The organism is Prochlorococcus sp. MIT 1304 (genome assembly GCF_047305015.1).
Lineage (GTDB): Bacteria > Cyanobacteriota > Cyanobacteriia > PCC-6307 > Cyanobiaceae > Prochlorococcus_A > Prochlorococcus_A marinus_E.
The window spans coordinates 1,421,626-1,436,719 of the sequence record NZ_CP138974.1; the positions used below are offsets into that span (position 1 = coordinate 1,421,626).

Here is a 15,094-nt window from a genome sequence, read left to right on the forward strand (position 1 = left end):
GACAAAAATTATCTTTCATTTTCTAAAAAACTATAAACAGAATCAAGTTTATCTGATGATGAAAAATCAGATTCAATTACAGGAGTAATATTATTACTTTTATAAAAACTAACTAAATCTCTTGTAAAATCAAGAAAATTATCTAAGGCAAATAAACACTTTTCTGATATGTATACCTCTTTCCAAGGACGAAATTTAAACCGCGATATAAATTGTTTAGAAGGAATAAATAAACTTCCAAATAGATTTAATCTTTCGTCTTTTGTTATTTTCTTGAGATAAGTCAACTCATTATGAAGAACTTTAATGTCTGTACCATATTGAAACCAAATTGAATTTATTAATCCAGTTGAAATTTTTCTTTCGAACCTCTCTCTTTCTGACGAAATATTATAATATTTTTTCAAATATGGATTGTAAGCTATACCTAATTTAACTTTTAAATTTTTTTCTTTTTTTAAATAAGATAATACATCAACTGAGTCAAAGTTTTTTTTCTTATTAGATCCCGACACTAACAGAATTTCATAATTTTGATTAGTCTGAGAACTTTTAACAAAATCTAAGAAATCCTGATACGATTTTTCTTTATTTTTTGAATATTGATGATAAAGACTATAGTGATAGGTCACATTAAATTCATAATAGTCTTTAGATATATATTTTATAGTTGAATTAAATAAATCCTTCTTTATAAGTCCTTTACATGGAATATTGATATTTTTTATATTATTTAATTTGCAGAAATTAAGTTTATTGTCTAACTGAGAAATATTTTTAAATGATAATTCAAATCTTATATTACTGTTCATTATTTAGTAGTCATAATTAATCACTCAACATATTAACGAAAACATGCATCTGCTACGATTCTTATTTTGGATGACGTCTTTTTATTATTAGACTTTAGAAAATAACTGGGGGAAATTTCTAATGCAGCTTTTAAAGAAATTTTATCTTCTGCAGATTTTGCAATAATTTGATTAAAACATTTCCAATTTTCTAGCATTACTAAACCGGGCCATGATAAATAAAGACCTACAAAAATCCCTAAAAATAAAAATAAAAAAAACCTCATAACAAATTAAACTTTTAATTTTACTAATTAAAATAAAAAACAATAGTTTAATTGTATTGAAAAATAATTAATAAATTATTTCCTTTCTTCTTTTCGTAGATATTTAATTTATGTAAGATTTTCATGAACTCGAGAGGTTAGAATAACAAAAAAAGTATTATTTCAGAATATGGCTAGCCAAGATTATCTTATTGCAATAGCTTTAATTGAGCAAAACTTAGTAAGAGCAATGCCTCTTGGAGGTAAAGAAATTAAAGATAATTTAGAGGAATCAGAAAATTTCAAGAAACTTGGAGAAGAGGTAATTTTAAATCTTCTAATGAGAGTTTTTCAAAGAAGTGATGAGGGTGCTTTAAAAAGGGCTTCTGAAGAAAAAGGTTTGCTTCTTGTTCATATGCATCCTAAAAGAATGCAAAAAGAACTTCCATTCATTAAATCTGAATGGATAAGAGATGGAGATACACAACAGTTTCTAAAATACCTTGGAAATCTTTCAAAAGAAGTATGGACTGCATCTTTCATAAAATACAAAGGGATTGAATTTACTTCTATCTCGAAGAATGAGGAAATCTAAAATATATTAAAAATATTTTCTTTTCAAAGAATTTCTTTCTTTACAATATTATTTTGCTTTGTAACTCTAAAGCAGTTTCTACCATTACCAAAATCAATTGAGGAATAGTCAAAATCATTTTTAATATGCAAGGCACAATTGCCCTCAATACATATACAAGTTTCAATAATTTCTCTCTGAATAACATCAAAAACGTAAGGTTCCCTCTCTTTCTCTTCATCGAAATGCGGGCAGGCAATTCCTTTAACGATGCCTAAGCAATCAATTATGGCTAATTCATTAGCATAAGAATCAGTTATACCTTTATCAAACCAACAAATAGCCCCAGCACTTACACCACTCATTACAATTCCTTTTTCATAAGCATTTCGCAAAATTTTATGTAAATTCCATTCTTTCCAAACAGCTAACATACTTTTTGTATTTCCTCCGCCAACATAAATGATGTCTTGAGTTGAAACTATCTCTTCTAAGTTTTCTGTCCTAGAAAAGAAATCAATATGGCTTGTTATACAATCAAGTTTAGAAAATGCTCTATAAAAATTTAATTTGTACAAACTACTATCACCAGAAGCTGTTGGAATAAAGCAAATTTTAGGTCTTTTTTTATTACTCAAAGAAACTATATATTTTTCAATTTCAAGAGAGCCTAATGATCGTCCAAACCCTCCTCCCCCAATTGCGACTATATTTTTACTAGGCATATTAAATAATGGAGTTGTATATGAATTTAAGACAAATTACCATTAAAGATCAACTGGAATTAAAGAAGGTTTATTTTGATTCAATTCAATCTTTAGATGAAAAAATTTATAGTAAAGAACAAAAAAGAGCTTGGTCTAGCCAAGCTTGGAATAACCCAAATTTTGATAAGTCACTAATTAAAGGAAAAGGATGGCTTATAAGTAAACAAGGAATTATTATTGCTTTTGCAACAAGATATCCCACTGATAGAATTGCGCTATTTTACTGTAAAGCTAAATTCCAAAGAAAAGGATATGGGTCTAAGTTACTTAATAAATTAGAAGATGAAGCAAATAAAGAAGGTTTAGAATATCTTTATACTGAAGCGAGCTTAATAAGTTATGAATTATTTCTTAAAAATGAATGGAAAATTATACGTAAAGAAAAAGTCATTATAAATAACATTTTTTTTGAAAGATATAAAATGACTAAAATCATAAAAATTAATTAATTAATTAATAATGTCTGACAAAAGCAAGGGATTAATTCTGATTCAAAGGGTTCTAATTTGGGCTTTATACTTTTTTTCAGGATTTATACTTTATTCAAACCAAGGTATTTTGCCTTCATTTATAATTACCTTCTCAAGAATTGTTTATCCATTATCTATTTTTTGGTTACAAATAAGAATTAAAAAAAGAACCAATTTTCTGCCTATCGATTCAAAAATGACTACTTCTCAATTGTGGTTCAATTTATTACCCGTTATTGCGTCTCTATTAACTGTAATTTTTTCATTAACTAATTTAGTCTTGTATATCCTTGGAAAATTAATTAACTAGTAAATAAATTAATTACTATTTTTTAGCCTTAGAAATTTTCTCTCATAAAAAACATAATGTAAAGAAATTTGTCTTTTACCTATATTTGTTTAAATTTTAAATAGTAATCAATAAAATCATGAAAAATATTTCATTAAAGGGAAATATTAATTTTGATAAAAAAAAAGATATAAACGATTATGAATTATTCTCTTTAAAAATCACAGATACTTTATATAAAAAAGATATTGGAAAATTCCTTGAGACTCTCTCTTCTCACTTTATTTAGAAAAATATTCTTTTTCTGATCTTCAAATTCAAACAGTCCGATTAATAAATAAGTATTTGAGGGATAATGAGTAAAACTTAAGAATACTCTTATGCAATTATTTCTTGCTGACTGCCAATTCCCAGATATCGAGAATCAAGTGAAAGCTTATCAATCATTTGTAGAAGCTTGGGAAAACGGTGAAATTGCAAAATCAGATAAAAAAGATAAATTTGAGATGTTATTTAGAGTTCATGCTCCGGGAGAGGGTAGAGTAGTTTGTTTATGTAAGGCTGAAGGTGATAAAGAAATTTTCGAGCATTTTGCTCCATGGAGAGCCAAATTTGGCATTCATATGGAATTTACACCTGTAATAAGTTGTCAAAATGTTGTTGATTACCATAAAGATTTGTTCAAAACTTTAGGATAATTAGCTTAAATCTAAAATTTATCGTGAATAAACCTTTTTCCAATCTTATTTATAAAAAAAAAGATAGAAATTTTCCTCCTTCAAAAAATAAGCTTAAGAACGAAGAAAACGTCAAATCTAAACCATTAATAATATTTGGTTTTATCATCTCGTTAACTTCCATCTTTTTACTTTTATTCACCATTAATAATAAATTTGGATGATATATGAGTAATTAGAACTATTACCTGGGAACAAATATGTTCTATTATTAATTAAAAATAACTAACTAAATGGCGTTTAACGAAGGAGGGATGGCATCAGGCCTTCTTATTATCGCAGTATCAATAGTTTTTGCTGCTGGTTTTGGATTTTTAGTCTTGCATTTTGTACCTGGAACTCCATTTTAAATTATCGAACGGAATTTGATTCACAAAATATCTCAAACATTAACAGTTTCTAAATCCTGCATTGGATTATCATCAGAATAAGATTTCTTCTTTAATCGATATGCATAAACTAAAGATCCTAAAGCTATGGTACTAGTGGCAAAAATCCCCGAGATGAGTATCAAGGCAAAAAGACCTCCTATCAGTCCCCCTTTTAATCTAAGCAAATTTGATTTAATTAAAAGTATTGATAAAAAAACAATAGTAGCTTTTAGAGAAGAGATTTTCAAAAAAGTAAATGGACTAAAAGGATTTAACAACATTTCTTTGGCGAAATAAAATTTATAAAGATTCTAAAAATAAATAATAAAAAACGCATAAAAAAAGACTCAAATGAGTCTTTTAAAATTCATGTTAAATATGAGGATTTATGCATCAGGGTCAAAATTCTTTAGGTTTGGACCCGCCACAAGACCAACAAGACCAAAAAGGACTAAAGAACCAATTCCAAAGCCTGCTGCCCATGGATTGAAACCACCTAAAGCAAAAGAAGCTAGTAAATTCATGATTTTAAAACATAATATCTCCGAGTTAGCATACAGATTTTTATGAAAAATATACCTATATTGAGACATTTCTTCGTAATTATTAGAATCGTTTAAATATCCCTTGATAAAAAATCCACAAAATTTTTATTATTTGTTTTATTATCTAGGCATTACAATTTTGCTGGCGCACTTTGAAACCATCAAAACTGTTTTTTTCTAATGACTTCCAACTATACCTTTATTTATGATGGAGAATGCCCATTCTGCAATCATTTTGCTGAGCTACTTGAGCTCAAAAGCAAGATAAATAATATTAAAATTCTTGATGGTCGTAAAAATTTAACTCTAATAAAATCCCTTTTAGAAAAAGGTTATGACCTAGATAAAGGAGCTATTCTCCTAAAAGATGAAGATATCTTTCATGGGGCAGATGCGATTAATACTATTTGCAAACAGATAAATAAGCCCTCGAGTAGTTTACTTTTGTTACTTTCTAGAGTATTCAAATCAAATAAACGAACAAATGTGATATTCCCTTTTCTAGTCAGAGCCAGAAGATTCGCATTAATTTCAAAAGGCATACCAATATCTCTAGTTTAAAAATAAAAACTTTCTAAATATTAAATAACATATTTATAAGCTTCTGTATCAATAAATGATAATTGATTATTTATTAGCTAGAACTAGGAATAATAACAAGTATTAAATGATAGAAAACTTCAATCCCTTTATTTCATTGGGTGGTGATAACCAAAAAGTTAATCATATGGCTGAAGCAGCACTTGAAATGAATTTAACTTGTAATGATCTAAAGAAGGATTTAAATTTAACCGATGGAGATGTAGTGGATATGTTACAACTAGTCATGGATAGGTTTAAAAATAGTAATTAAGTTTTTTCTTTATCTATTACTCGCTATATATCTAATACTTTTTGATGAAGACAGTACAAATTGAGTTTTCGAAATACGAATCAGTTAATTTTTTATGGTCTGAATTAATAGAAGATTACGGATTTGACAAAGCCAAAAAAATAGTTTCTCAAGCTATTGACTTACAAAAAATGAATGGAACAAAAAATAACACAATGCCAATCATATTTTCAGGAACAGGAGGATTAGCTCTAATCCCAATTCAAATGCTAGAAAAAGAAGATTTTAAAATTAGTTGTAAAGATAACCAAGTTTTAATATTTAATCTAAAAAGAAAGTCATTTCAAATCTTAAATGAAGCAAACTAATCTAAATTAGTAATTTCTCGATAAAGTCAAAATTACTTTATAGTCTATTAAAACAATTAATTGATAATGACTTTTGAAGCGACCTACCTTGGATCAAATGGTTGGCTTATAAAATTTACTAAAACCAATTTAATTATTGATCCTTGGCTCAAAGGAGATTTAATATTTCCTCCAGGTGAGTGGTTTTTTAAAGGATCATTAGAAGAAGAAATTTCAATAGATAAAAAAATAGATATTATTTTATTAACCCAAGGATTACCTGACCACTGTCATGTTCCAACATTAGAAATGTTCAGAAAGGATATTCCTATAATTTGCCCTAAAAGTGCTATTGAAACATTAGAAAAAATTGGTTTTAGTCAAATTAAAATGCTCAAGCCAACTGAAAAGACTAATCAATTTAATTTAAGTTTTGAAGCCACTGCAGGAGCTCCAGTACCACAAATAGAAAACGGATATATTGTTAAAGATGACCAAAATAATGGTTTTTATATAGAACCCCATGGATATCTTGATGAAAATTTAAACAAACAAAATCTTGATGCAGTTATTACTCCTACAAAAAATTTAGAATTGCCTCTAGTTGGTTCTTTTGTAAAAGGTGCTGATGTAATACCTAAATTGATTAACAAATTCAATCCAAAATTTATACTTTCGAGTACCGTGGGAGGAGATGCAAAATATTCAGGTTTTTTAAATAATTTTATTTCAGTACAGGATTATGAAGAGGAATTAAATTGTAATCTTGTCGATCTAAAGAGTATGCAATCTATTATGATTTAAATTGATCCAAAAAGATCTTTTACTTAGTCATTTAGCTTGAAAGTAAATCTATTTTAAAAGGAGTTCAAAAATTCATTCATTTTTTATTAGCTCAATACTTTTATTAGCTTTAAATAGTAGTTATATGTGTGAGAATTCAAAGCTTAATCTTGTGATGAGAAATAATATAAATGGTGACTTTTCAATAGTAGAAAAGATATCTGAGTTAAAGCCAGGAGCATTTATAAATATTAATTGGAACGAAATAAAGCTTATGCTTCCGTACTCTCTAAGAAAAGATTATATTTCCTTTACAGATAAAAAATGGGACTGGAGGTACCAATTTAATAAAGACGGATCTCCTGATATTAATAATCCTTCTTTATTCGAACTACTTCCTTCTGGAGAAGTTAAAGCACATTTTTGTCAATCAGAAGATAAAAATTCTAACTTATAATTTCAAAATAAATATTCTAGATTATTTAACTTCTGAACTTCTTTTTAAAGATGAACAAACCAAAAAACCAAAAAGGTATTTCAAAATATATAAAACTCGAAGATTACAAAGTTTTTGATTATGAAATTCCAGAAATTTTTATGGATTTCGTAATAAATAAAAATGCTGTTAATGTTACGACGAAATTAAAATTAGTAAAAAAAAATAAGAATACCAAAAATCTTATCCTTGATGGTACGGATATATTAATAAAAAAATTATTTATAGATGACTCACTAATAGAAAAGCAATACTACAAACAGCAAAAAAATAACTTAAAAATTGAAAATATAAAGAAAGATATTTTTTTACTAAAAATAGAAGGAATAATTAAACCGAAGGAAAATACCTCCCTTTTAGGAATGTATGAGAGCAATGGAATTATAACTACTCAATGCGAGGCAGAGGGATTTAGAAGAATAAGTTTTCACGCTGATAGGCCTGATATTCTAAGCAAATACACCGTGAGAATTGAGGCAGACAAAAATGATTATCCTGTCTTACTTTCAAATGGTAACGTCTTAAAAGAAAATAATCTTACAAATAATCGACATGAAATAATTTGGGAAGATCCATATCCGAAACCCTCATATCTTTTTGCATTGGTAGCAGGGAAACTTAATTGTGTAAAAGATAATTTCATAACAAAATCAAATAAAAAAGTAAAAATAAATATTTATGTTGAGTATGGCGATGAAAAATATGTTCAACATGCAATAAGTTCCTTAAAGAAATCTATGAAATGGGACGAGGATAAATATAACCTTGAATACGATTTGTCATTGTTTAATATTGTTGCAATCAGGCACTTTAATATGGGAGCAATGGAAAATAAAAGTCTCAATATATTCAATTCAAAACTAATACTCGCTAATTCTGAAACAACAACTGATGAGGAACTAGAAAGAATAGAGGGTGTGATCGCCCATGAATATTTCCATAATTGGACGGGTAATAGAGTGACTTGTAGGGATTGGTTTCAATTATCTCTAAAAGAGGGTTTAACAGTATTCAGAGATCAACAATTCACTGCAGACGTTCATAATAGTGAAATCAAGAGACTTGATGATGCAAAATTTCTTAGAAGAAATCAATTTAGAGAGGATTCTGGTCCAACATCACATCCTGTAATGCCAGAAAAATATCAAGAAATTGACAATTTCTATACGACCACGATTTATGAAAAAGGATCAGAAATAATTAGAATGCTTAACAAGCTTGTAAAAGATGAAAATTTCTATAAAGGATTTAGTAATTACATCTCAACATATGATGGAAAGGCAGCAACAATAGACCAATTTGTCGACAAAATTTTAGAGCACAATAAGGAAATCGATCCTAAAAAGTTTAAAATCTGGTACAAGCAAAATGGGACACCAAAAGTTAAATTCAAGAGAATCTGGGATCAAACAGACGAAAAACTTACAATTGAAGCCTCTCAAAGTAATCCAATAAAGAAGAACCTATATAATGATTTACCTCTAATAATTCCTATAAATCTGGCTATATTTTGCGATGAGAATAAAACGATAGAAAAAACAGTTGTTTTAAAAACAAAAAAACAAGAATTTGTTTTTAGGAATATAAGATCTCACCTACAAATTCCTTTAGTCACTTATTTTCGAGAATTCTCTTCACCTGTTGAGTGGGAATCAGACACTACCTTTGAGGAAAAATTTTTAATCTTAAGATATGAAAAAGATTTTTTTACACTATCTAATACTGTAAAAGTATTTTATAAAAAAATCATATTATGCAGATTAGATGAAAAACCAGATCATAAAATTGAAAATAAATTTATAAGCACCTTAATATCATTTATAAAAAATAGAGATATTAATTTATCCCTTTTATCAGAATTACTAAGTATTCCGACATTTGCGGAAATTGAATCAGAAATGGAAAATTTAGACCCATTAAAGATATATAAAACTATTGACGAATTAAATCATTTATTCGGTACCAAATTAAAAGAAGAATTATATTTTAAGCTCCAAGAAATAGAGACAAGTCTAGATAAAGTTTGGCCAGAAGGTAAAAATGAGAGAAAACTAATCGAAACAATTTGGAAACTACTCTTGCACAGTGATGATGAGGAAATTAAAAGCAAAATAATTAATTATGTCGATAGTAATTCGATGACGCTAGCAAAAGCTGCATTGAATTCTTTCAGTAGGATTAATTGTCCTGAAAGAAAAATTATATCAAATATATTCTTTAATAAATGGAAAAATAATAGTGTAGTTTTGGATAGTTGGTTCTCATTCAATGCATCTATAGAAATTGATGAAAAAACAAATAGCATTGAAAAATTATTTGAAAATACGTATTTTGATTCAAAATCACCAAACACTCTAAGAGCTATATTAAATACTTTCGTAACAAGAAATAGTACTTTTCATGCAATAGATGGTTCTGGGTACAAATATATTGCAAAAAAGATAATTGACTTTGATAAATTAAATCCAATCGTAATTTCCCGATTTATAAAAGTATTTAGTAGATACAATTATTATTCAGAGCCTTACAAAAGTAATATGTTAGAAACAATAAAACAGATTAAAAAAAATAAACTATCAACAAATACTAAAGAAGTATTAGATGCAATAATAGAGTGATTAATTGATGGTATTTAATTAAATATAATTACAACAATTATAAATATTAAAAATAAAATAATTACAAGATACTTATTAATAAAAATATAATCAAATACATTATTATTATTATCTTTATTCCACTTTTTATTAACGTATTCCCTAGTTATAAATTTATTAGGTCTGCCACAATATAAACATGTTGGAGAAGTTTTCAAAATTAAATTTTTACATTGAGGGCACTTTTTTTTTTCCATAAATCCATTTTACTGAATAAACAAAATAATTTAAATTTTATTTATTATATTTTGAATAATTAAATATCATTGCAAAAAAAAATTTGATTCTAACTATTTAAAAAAATTCAATATAATGGGAAATTAGTATTTGTTTTGAAATGTTTGCTATTGCACTTGGAATGTCCCCTATCGAAAAAATCACTGTTGCGATATCTGCTTCAATTTTTATAATCGCCTTTACATGGGTTTCGATTAAGGGAGATTTAAGAAAACTTGCTAATGAATTAATTGAAGATAATGAAAATAATCAGGATAATTAGAAAAATCTTTTACCCTACTTTTCATGCAAACTAGGGTAATCAATAATATGCCTAATTTCTTTTAAAGAAGAACCATAGATTTTTTCACCATTCAAGTGAACACCAATCCATTTTTCTTTTTGATTAAAAATATTACTTTTAATAGTACCCCTCTCAAGATAATCTTTATTATCCCAATTTAAATTTATATCCCAACCTTTATAATTTTCTATCATTGTGAAAGAGATAACTTATTCAAATAATACCCAGAGAGACATAGAACAAAAACAAAGGAAATAAGTATTTTTTTCGTTATTTTTATTTAATATTTATGTAGTACTCACTTTTATCTTACGAGCAGCTTCATCTGCATTTTTTCTAGCCAAATAAATGTCAGAATTTGATGAGAGAACAACACCCATTCTTCTGCCTTTTCTGGAAACTGGTTTGCCAAATATTAGCACTTTAGTCTTTTCAAATTCTAATGCTTCGTTAAGACCCTCATAAATAGGATTTAGATACTCTTGGTTAGAAAGTATAACTCTGGTTGCAGAGGGTTCTACTAGATAAATATGCGGTATTGGTAAATCCAAAAAAGCCCTTAAGTGTAATTCAAATTCATTAATATTTTGACTAACTAATGTAACCATACCAGTGTCGTGTGGTCTTGGAGATAATTCTGAGAATATAACCTCACTTCCTTTTATAAAAAACTCTACTCCGTATAATCCAGCTCCATTAAGGTTATTTAATATTCTGCTTGTCATTCTCTTAGCTTCAATAATTAAGGAATCCTTAATCTCTAAAGGTTGCCAACTACATTGATAGTCACCATTAGATTGAAGATGCCCAATTGGTAAACAAAAAATATTTTCACCATTTTCTTTTCTTACAGTTAGAAGAGTAAACTCAAAATCAAAGTTAATAAATTCTTCAATAATTACACCTTTAACCTTTCCTCTTGAATTTGCTTGTGCCTGTTTCCAAGCATTTTGTAAATCATTTTTTGTTTCAACCAAACTCTGCCCTTTTCCTGAAGAGCTCATTAAAGGCTTAAGTAAAAGTGGGAATCCAATTTCATCTGCTTTTTTTTCTAAATCATCAAATTCAAAAATATAATCAAACTTTGCAGTTTTAATTTTTAAATCTTTAGAAGCTAAGTCTCTAATTTTATCTCTATTCATTGTGATTTCTACAGTTCTGGCATTGGGAACAATATTGAATCCTTCATCCTCGAGTTCTTTAAGGGCTTCAATTGAAAGTGCCTCTATTTCTGGGACAACATAGTCAGGATTGAATTCTTTTATAACATTTTTTAAAATATTTTTATCTCCCATATCAATTACTCTTGAATAATCAGCAACTTGCATGGCAGGTGCTTTTTCATATCGATCAATTGCAATAACTTCTAATCCTAATCTTTTGGATTCTATTACTAATTCTTTTCCAAGCTCGCCACTACCAAGCAATAAAATTCTCTTTTTAGAAAAAATTGATTCTTTCATGTAAATAAAACTTATTCGTCATCTCCAAAAGTTTGTGAAGATGTATCATCTGTAATTTTTTTATCTTTAGAATAACTAAATAAAAAATTTCTACCAAACGAATTTTGACTTCGCATGCTATTAATTATTGATCTTGAAATTGCTCCTAAAAAAAAGATTCCAATCATTGCCCAAATAATTCTTTCTAAAGCAATTGCAGGTAAAAAACCTTGACCGGAATTAATAATTTCAGTAAGTGGGTCTAAAGGGTCCAAAATTAAACCTATTTATAATATTAATTATAAAGGGTTAAATAAATGAAAAATTAAAACTTATAAAAGAAATAACCAAAACCACTATAAAAATTAAACACAATAAAGTCTATACAATGCTATCTTCAAAGGGTGATTTTTTTTAAACATGCAAGTTGACGTACAAAATACTACTGTTCTTTCCGCAGACGGATCATCCATACAACTAGGTGAATATTCAGGGGAAGTAATTTTAGTTGTTAATGTAGCTAGTTACTGCGGAAATACTGCTCAGTATGAGGATCTTCAAAAGCTACATGATTTATATTCAACAAAAGGCCTAAGAATACTTGCATTCCCTTGTAATGATTTCGGAAAACAAGAACCCGACTCTCTTTCAGAAATAAAAGATTTTTGCACAACAAAATATGGAATTAAATTTGAAATCTATGAAAAAGTTCATGCCAAAGGCAACACAACAGAACCATACACAACCCTTAACAAAGTTGAACCTGAAGGTGATGTTGAATGGAATTTCGAGAAGTTTCTGATAGGTAAAGATAGTAAAGTAATTGCAAGATTCAAGCCAACTGTTAAACCGTTTGACGAAAACTTAATAGCCGCTATCGAAGTTGCTTTAGATTCATAAAAACCTTCCTAGTAATAATTAATTTAATTTAAAATTACATTAATTATCAGAATCAACTTCTACGTCTATTATTTCATCTTTAACAGTTCTTTTTTTAGGTTTAATTGATTTTACCTCCGGCTCTGTTATCTCTTCCTTAACTTCACCTTCTTCTGCTTCCTCTGCCTTTACCTCTGACTCTACTATTTCTTCTTTAACTTCACTTTCTTCTGCTTCCTCTGCCGTTACTTCTGACTCTACTATTTCTTCTTTAACTTCACTTTCTTCTGCTTCCTTTGCCTTTACTTCTGACTCTACTATTTCTTCTTTAACTTCACTTTCTTCTGCTTCCTCTGCCGTTACTTCTGACTCTACTATTTCTTCTTTAACACCACTTTCTTCTGCTTCCATTGCCGTTACTTCTGACTCTACTATTTCTTCTTTAACCTCACTTTCTTCTGCTTCCTTTGCCTTTACTTCTGACTCTACTATTTCTTCTTTAACTTCACTTTCTTCTGCTTCCTTTGCCTTTACTTCTGAATTTGCTATTCTTTGATCTTTATCTTTACTTAAAAGGAATTTTAATAGTTTTTTGAATAATAAGAAACCTTTTTCAATTCTTTTTGGACCTAAAATTGAAAGCAAAATTACAAAAATTATGAATATTTCAGGTGAATTTAAACCTAATAGTTTCATAAAATTTCATATTCTATTTATATATTAGTACATGCTAAAAATTTAATCTAATTATTCTCAAAAGTTGGTAAGTAAAGTTCTCTATTTGATGCAATTAAACCTTCTTCTTTAAAAAATAACTCTAGGTCTTTTAGATCATTTATATCTACAAATTCACCGCAATTATCTAATATATTATTATGGGTGAAATTCCATAAATTATCCAAATATTCGTCATCGTCTGGGAAGGCTACAAATTTTAAATATGTATTATTCAAAGCATATTCACTAGCAAAATCAGAATCTAATCCTTCCCTCTTAGCATCACAGAAAACCTTAGCAAATCTTTTGCCTACAGAAGTTTGAGCACTCGATAAATCTAAATTACTTTGAATAGCTATTACATTTATGGGTGCAATAAAAAAAATTATTGGGAGAAAAATAGATACTAATATAAACAAAAAAATTTCCTTTTTTTAATTTTTACTCAACATAAACTAGCAAAAAAATTAATCAATTAGGCATATTTAAGTAAAAGCACTTAATTATAAATTAAGAAATAAATAGAAAACATAAAAACAGCTCCATATATGAATTTATAATAAAGGAAAATTAAATAAATTTAAAATTATATGTCTTCAAATATAAAGCTAAAAGGAAGGGGGGTTAACAGAATAATTAAGAGTAAGGTCATGCTATCGCCATTAGCAGGAGTTACAGATATCATTTTTAGGCGACTTGTACGTAAATGGGCTCCAAACTCTTTACTTTTTACAGAAATGATAAATGCCACAAGTCTTAAAAAAGGATATGGCACACAAAAAATCAATCAAATAGATTTAGAAGAAGGTCCAATTGGAGTTCAAATATTTGATAATAGGCCATATGCTGTTTCTGAAGCAGCAAAACAAGCTGAGGACTCTGGAGCTTTCTTAATTGATATAAATATGGGATGTCCAGTAAAAAAAATTGCAAAGAAAGGTGGAGGCAGTGCTTTAATTAAAGACCGAAAACTTGCTATAGAATTAGTCAAAAATGTTGTAAAAGCTGTTAGGGTTCCAGTAACTGTAAAAACACGACTCGGATGGGATAGTAAAGAAGAAAATATAGAGGATTTCCTATTTAAACTTCAAGATGCGGGAGCAACGATGATCACACTTCATGGAAGAACTAGAAAACAAGGTTTTTCAGGCAAGTCAGATTGGGAAATGATCGGGAGACTTAAAAAGTTGTTGGAAATTCCAGTAATTGCTAATGGAGATATAAAAAATCCAGATGACGCTCTTAATTGTTTAAAAAAAACAAATGCTGATGGTGTAATGATTGGACGAGGAATTTTAGGATCCCCATGGAAAATAGGAGAAATAGATTATGCCCTTAGAGAAAATAAAAATTTTAAAGAACCAAACATAGAAGAAAAACTATATTTAATTATTGAGCATCTTGATGAATTAGTAAAAGAAAAAGGAGATCACGGATTGCTAATTGCAAGGAAACATATTTCATGGACGTGCAAAGACTTTAAAGGAGCATCAAATTTGAGAAATAACTTGGTTAGAGCTGTTGATAAAAATGAAGTTAAAAATTTAATAAATAAAATGATTAAAACTTTGAATAATAAAAAAAATATATTAGCTTAAAACATATTTATTT

Annotated in this window: 22 protein-coding genes and 2 pseudogenes; 14 read left to right on the forward strand and 10 right to left on the reverse strand. The window is 28.0% G+C overall.

Going from position 1 to position 15,094, the window contains the following annotated elements:
* Positions 1-8: 8 nt before the first annotated feature.
* Both SIB45_RS08050 and SIB45_RS08055 read right to left on the reverse strand, forming a co-directional pair.
* The gene (locus SIB45_RS08050) at positions 9-812 is read right to left on the reverse strand and encodes a hypothetical protein (protein ID WP_011863036.1); all 804 of its coding nucleotides are present in this window, start codon (positions 810-812) and stop codon (positions 9-11) included.
* Between the two features lie 32 nt (positions 813-844).
* Positions 845-1,078: a hypothetical protein gene (locus SIB45_RS08055; protein ID WP_011863037.1), complete on the reverse strand. Its 234-nt coding sequence runs from the start codon at positions 1,076-1,078 to the stop codon at positions 845-847.
* 169 nt (positions 1,079-1,247) lie between these two features.
* On the opposite strand from SIB45_RS08055, the gene SIB45_RS08060 reads away from it, so the two are divergent.
* Positions 1,248-1,652: a hypothetical protein gene (locus tag SIB45_RS08060; protein ID WP_011863038.1), complete on the forward strand. Its 405-nt coding sequence runs from the start codon at positions 1,248-1,250 to the stop codon at positions 1,650-1,652.
* Positions 1,653-1,675: 23 nt separating this feature from the next.
* On the opposite strand, the gene SIB45_RS08065 is transcribed toward SIB45_RS08060, so the two are convergent.
* Entirely contained in the window at positions 1,676-2,356 is a 681-nt protein-coding gene (locus SIB45_RS08065) for a peptidase E (protein ID WP_011863039.1), read from the reverse strand.
* A 20-nt stretch (positions 2,357-2,376) separates the two neighbouring features.
* On the opposite strand from SIB45_RS08065, the gene SIB45_RS08070 reads away from it, so the two are divergent.
* From SIB45_RS08070 to SIB45_RS08080, 3 genes are all read left to right on the forward strand, one after another.
* A complete protein-coding gene (locus tag SIB45_RS08070; protein WP_011863040.1) occupies positions 2,377-2,847 on the forward strand; it encodes a GNAT family N-acetyltransferase in 471 nt (156 codons plus the stop codon).
* Positions 2,848-3,296: 449 nt separating this feature from the next.
* Entirely contained in the window at positions 3,297-3,446 is a 150-nt protein-coding gene (locus SIB45_RS08075; RefSeq protein ID WP_011863042.1) for a hypothetical protein, read from the forward strand.
* 91 nt (positions 3,447-3,537) lie between these two features.
* Positions 3,538-3,855 (forward strand): DUF3303 domain-containing protein, encoded by a 318-nt coding sequence (locus SIB45_RS08080; RefSeq protein WP_011863043.1) that lies wholly within the window; start codon positions 3,538-3,540, stop codon positions 3,853-3,855.
* A gap of 421 nt (positions 3,856-4,276) precedes the next feature.
* On the opposite strand, the gene SIB45_RS08085 is transcribed toward SIB45_RS08080, so the two are convergent.
* A complete protein-coding gene (locus SIB45_RS08085; protein WP_041484691.1) occupies positions 4,277-4,546 on the reverse strand; it encodes a hypothetical protein in 270 nt (89 codons plus the stop codon).
* A gap of 105 nt (positions 4,547-4,651) precedes the next feature.
* Positions 4,652-4,789, reverse strand: a complete 138-nt coding sequence (locus SIB45_RS08090) for a hypothetical protein (protein WP_002806597.1) — start codon at positions 4,787-4,789, stop codon at positions 4,652-4,654.
* 201 nt (positions 4,790-4,990) lie between these two features.
* Here SIB45_RS08090 and SIB45_RS08095 point away from each other — a divergent pair, with 201 nt between their 5' ends.
* The 8 genes and pseudogenes from SIB45_RS08095 (at position 4,991) to SIB45_RS08130 (ending at position 10,424) form a co-directional block, all read left to right on the forward strand.
* Positions 4,991-5,371: a DCC1-like thiol-disulfide oxidoreductase family protein gene (locus SIB45_RS08095; protein ID WP_011863048.1), complete on the forward strand. Its 381-nt coding sequence runs from the start codon at positions 4,991-4,993 to the stop codon at positions 5,369-5,371.
* 106 nt (positions 5,372-5,477) lie between these two features.
* Positions 5,478-5,663, forward strand: a complete 186-nt coding sequence (locus tag SIB45_RS08100; protein WP_011818521.1) for a hypothetical protein — start codon at positions 5,478-5,480, stop codon at positions 5,661-5,663.
* Between the two features lie 44 nt (positions 5,664-5,707).
* Positions 5,708-6,010 (forward strand): hypothetical protein, encoded by a 303-nt coding sequence (locus SIB45_RS08105; protein WP_041484692.1) that lies wholly within the window; start codon positions 5,708-5,710, stop codon positions 6,008-6,010.
* 66 nt (positions 6,011-6,076) lie between these two features.
* Positions 6,077-6,604: pseudogene (locus tag SIB45_RS08110) on the forward strand (MBL fold metallo-hydrolase); the annotation flags it as partial.
* Between the two features lie 86 nt (positions 6,605-6,690).
* A pseudogene (locus SIB45_RS08115) lies at positions 6,691-6,711 on the forward strand (hypothetical protein).
* Positions 6,712-6,947: 236 nt separating this feature from the next.
* The gene (locus SIB45_RS08120; RefSeq protein WP_225866344.1) at positions 6,948-7,229 is read left to right on the forward strand and encodes a hypothetical protein; all 282 of its coding nucleotides are present in this window, start codon (positions 6,948-6,950) and stop codon (positions 7,227-7,229) included.
* Positions 7,230-7,279: 50 nt separating this feature from the next.
* Complete coding sequence (gene pepN / locus SIB45_RS08125) at positions 7,280-9,886, forward strand: aminopeptidase N (protein ID WP_011863052.1); 2,607 nt, start codon at positions 7,280-7,282, stop codon at positions 9,884-9,886.
* Between the two features lie 376 nt (positions 9,887-10,262).
* Positions 10,263-10,424: a hypothetical protein gene (locus SIB45_RS08130; protein WP_011863053.1), complete on the forward strand. Its 162-nt coding sequence runs from the start codon at positions 10,263-10,265 to the stop codon at positions 10,422-10,424.
* 14 nt (positions 10,425-10,438) lie between these two features.
* On the opposite strand, the gene SIB45_RS08135 is transcribed toward SIB45_RS08130, so the two are convergent.
* The 3 genes from SIB45_RS08135 to SIB45_RS08145 all read right to left on the reverse strand — a co-directional run bounded on the left by SIB45_RS08135 (position 10,439) and on the right by SIB45_RS08145 (position 12,162).
* Complete coding sequence (locus SIB45_RS08135; RefSeq protein ID WP_011863054.1) at positions 10,439-10,639, reverse strand: hypothetical protein; 201 nt, start codon at positions 10,637-10,639, stop codon at positions 10,439-10,441.
* Positions 10,640-10,732: 93 nt separating this feature from the next.
* Positions 10,733-11,908, reverse strand: coding sequence for a formate-dependent phosphoribosylglycinamide formyltransferase (purT, locus tag SIB45_RS08140; protein ID WP_413682121.1), 1,176 nt, complete (start codon positions 11,906-11,908; stop codon positions 10,733-10,735).
* Positions 11,909-11,919: 11 nt separating this feature from the next.
* Entirely contained in the window at positions 11,920-12,162 is a 243-nt protein-coding gene (locus SIB45_RS08145) for a hypothetical protein (RefSeq protein WP_011863056.1), read from the reverse strand.
* Positions 12,163-12,307: 145 nt separating this feature from the next.
* On the opposite strand from SIB45_RS08145, the gene SIB45_RS08150 reads away from it, so the two are divergent.
* Positions 12,308-12,787 (forward strand): glutathione peroxidase, encoded by a 480-nt coding sequence (locus SIB45_RS08150; protein ID WP_011863057.1) that lies wholly within the window; start codon positions 12,308-12,310, stop codon positions 12,785-12,787.
* A 39-nt stretch (positions 12,788-12,826) separates the two neighbouring features.
* On the opposite strand, the gene SIB45_RS08155 is transcribed toward SIB45_RS08150, so the two are convergent.
* Positions 12,827-13,462 carry a hypothetical protein gene (locus tag SIB45_RS08155; protein ID WP_011863058.1) on the reverse strand — a complete coding sequence of 212 codons (636 nt, stop codon included), beginning with the start codon at positions 13,460-13,462 and terminating at the stop codon, positions 12,827-12,829.
* A gap of 47 nt (positions 13,463-13,509) precedes the next feature.
* Positions 13,510-13,902, reverse strand: a complete 393-nt coding sequence (locus tag SIB45_RS08160) for a hypothetical protein (protein ID WP_011863059.1) — start codon at positions 13,900-13,902, stop codon at positions 13,510-13,512.
* A 171-nt stretch (positions 13,903-14,073) separates the two neighbouring features.
* Here SIB45_RS08160 and dusB point away from each other — a divergent pair, with 171 nt between their 5' ends.
* Positions 14,074-15,081 (forward strand): tRNA dihydrouridine synthase DusB, encoded by a 1,008-nt coding sequence (gene dusB / locus SIB45_RS08165; RefSeq protein ID WP_011863060.1) that lies wholly within the window; start codon positions 14,074-14,076, stop codon positions 15,079-15,081.
* Positions 15,082-15,094: the final 13 nt, after the last annotated feature.

Excerpts from the sequence above, each read along its gene's own strand:
- SIB45_RS08135 (WP_011863054.1), bottom strand. The coding sequence starts at position 10,639 with ATGATAGAAAATTATAAAGGTTGGGATATAAATTTAAATTGGGATAAT.
- SIB45_RS08055 (WP_011863037.1), bottom strand. The coding sequence starts at position 1,078 with ATGAGGTTTTTTTTATTTTTATTTTTAGGGATTTTTGTAGGTCTTTAT.
- SIB45_RS08105 (WP_041484692.1), top strand. The coding sequence starts at position 5,708 with ATGAAGACAGTACAAATTGAGTTTTCGAAATACGAATCAGTTAATTTT.
- SIB45_RS08050 (WP_011863036.1), bottom strand. The coding sequence starts at position 812 with ATGAACAGTAATATAAGATTTGAATTATCATTTAAAAATATTTCTCAG.
- SIB45_RS08150 (WP_011863057.1), top strand. The coding sequence starts at position 12,308 with ATGCAAGTTGACGTACAAAATACTACTGTTCTTTCCGCAGACGGATCA.
- SIB45_RS08075 (WP_011863042.1), top strand. The coding sequence starts at position 3,297 with ATGAAAAATATTTCATTAAAGGGAAATATTAATTTTGATAAAAAAAAA.
- SIB45_RS08090 (WP_002806597.1), bottom strand. The coding sequence starts at position 4,789 with ATGAATTTACTAGCTTCTTTTGCTTTAGGTGGTTTCAATCCATGGGCA.
- SIB45_RS08130 (WP_011863053.1), top strand. The coding sequence starts at position 10,263 with ATGTTTGCTATTGCACTTGGAATGTCCCCTATCGAAAAAATCACTGTT.
- pepN (WP_011863052.1), top strand. The coding sequence starts at position 7,280 with ATGAACAAACCAAAAAACCAAAAAGGTATTTCAAAATATATAAAACTC.
- SIB45_RS08080 (WP_011863043.1), top strand. The coding sequence starts at position 3,538 with ATGCAATTATTTCTTGCTGACTGCCAATTCCCAGATATCGAGAATCAA.
- SIB45_RS08065 (WP_011863039.1), bottom strand. The coding sequence starts at position 2,356 with ATGCCTAGTAAAAATATAGTCGCAATTGGGGGAGGAGGGTTTGGACGA.
- SIB45_RS08120 (WP_225866344.1), top strand. The coding sequence starts at position 6,948 with ATGAGAAATAATATAAATGGTGACTTTTCAATAGTAGAAAAGATATCT.
- purT (WP_413682121.1), bottom strand. The coding sequence starts at position 11,908 with ATGAAAGAATCAATTTTTTCTAAAAAGAGAATTTTATTGCTTGGTAGT.
- SIB45_RS08070 (WP_011863040.1), top strand. The coding sequence starts at position 2,377 with ATGAATTTAAGACAAATTACCATTAAAGATCAACTGGAATTAAAGAAG.
- dusB (WP_011863060.1), top strand. The coding sequence starts at position 14,074 with ATGTCTTCAAATATAAAGCTAAAAGGAAGGGGGGTTAACAGAATAATT.
- SIB45_RS08060 (WP_011863038.1), top strand. The coding sequence starts at position 1,248 with ATGGCTAGCCAAGATTATCTTATTGCAATAGCTTTAATTGAGCAAAAC.
- SIB45_RS08155 (WP_011863058.1), bottom strand. The coding sequence starts at position 13,462 with ATGAAACTATTAGGTTTAAATTCACCTGAAATATTCATAATTTTTGTA.
- SIB45_RS08085 (WP_041484691.1), bottom strand. The coding sequence starts at position 4,546 with ATGTTGTTAAATCCTTTTAGTCCATTTACTTTTTTGAAAATCTCTTCT.
- SIB45_RS08100 (WP_011818521.1), top strand. The coding sequence starts at position 5,478 with ATGATAGAAAACTTCAATCCCTTTATTTCATTGGGTGGTGATAACCAA.
- SIB45_RS08095 (WP_011863048.1), top strand. The coding sequence starts at position 4,991 with ATGACTTCCAACTATACCTTTATTTATGATGGAGAATGCCCATTCTGC.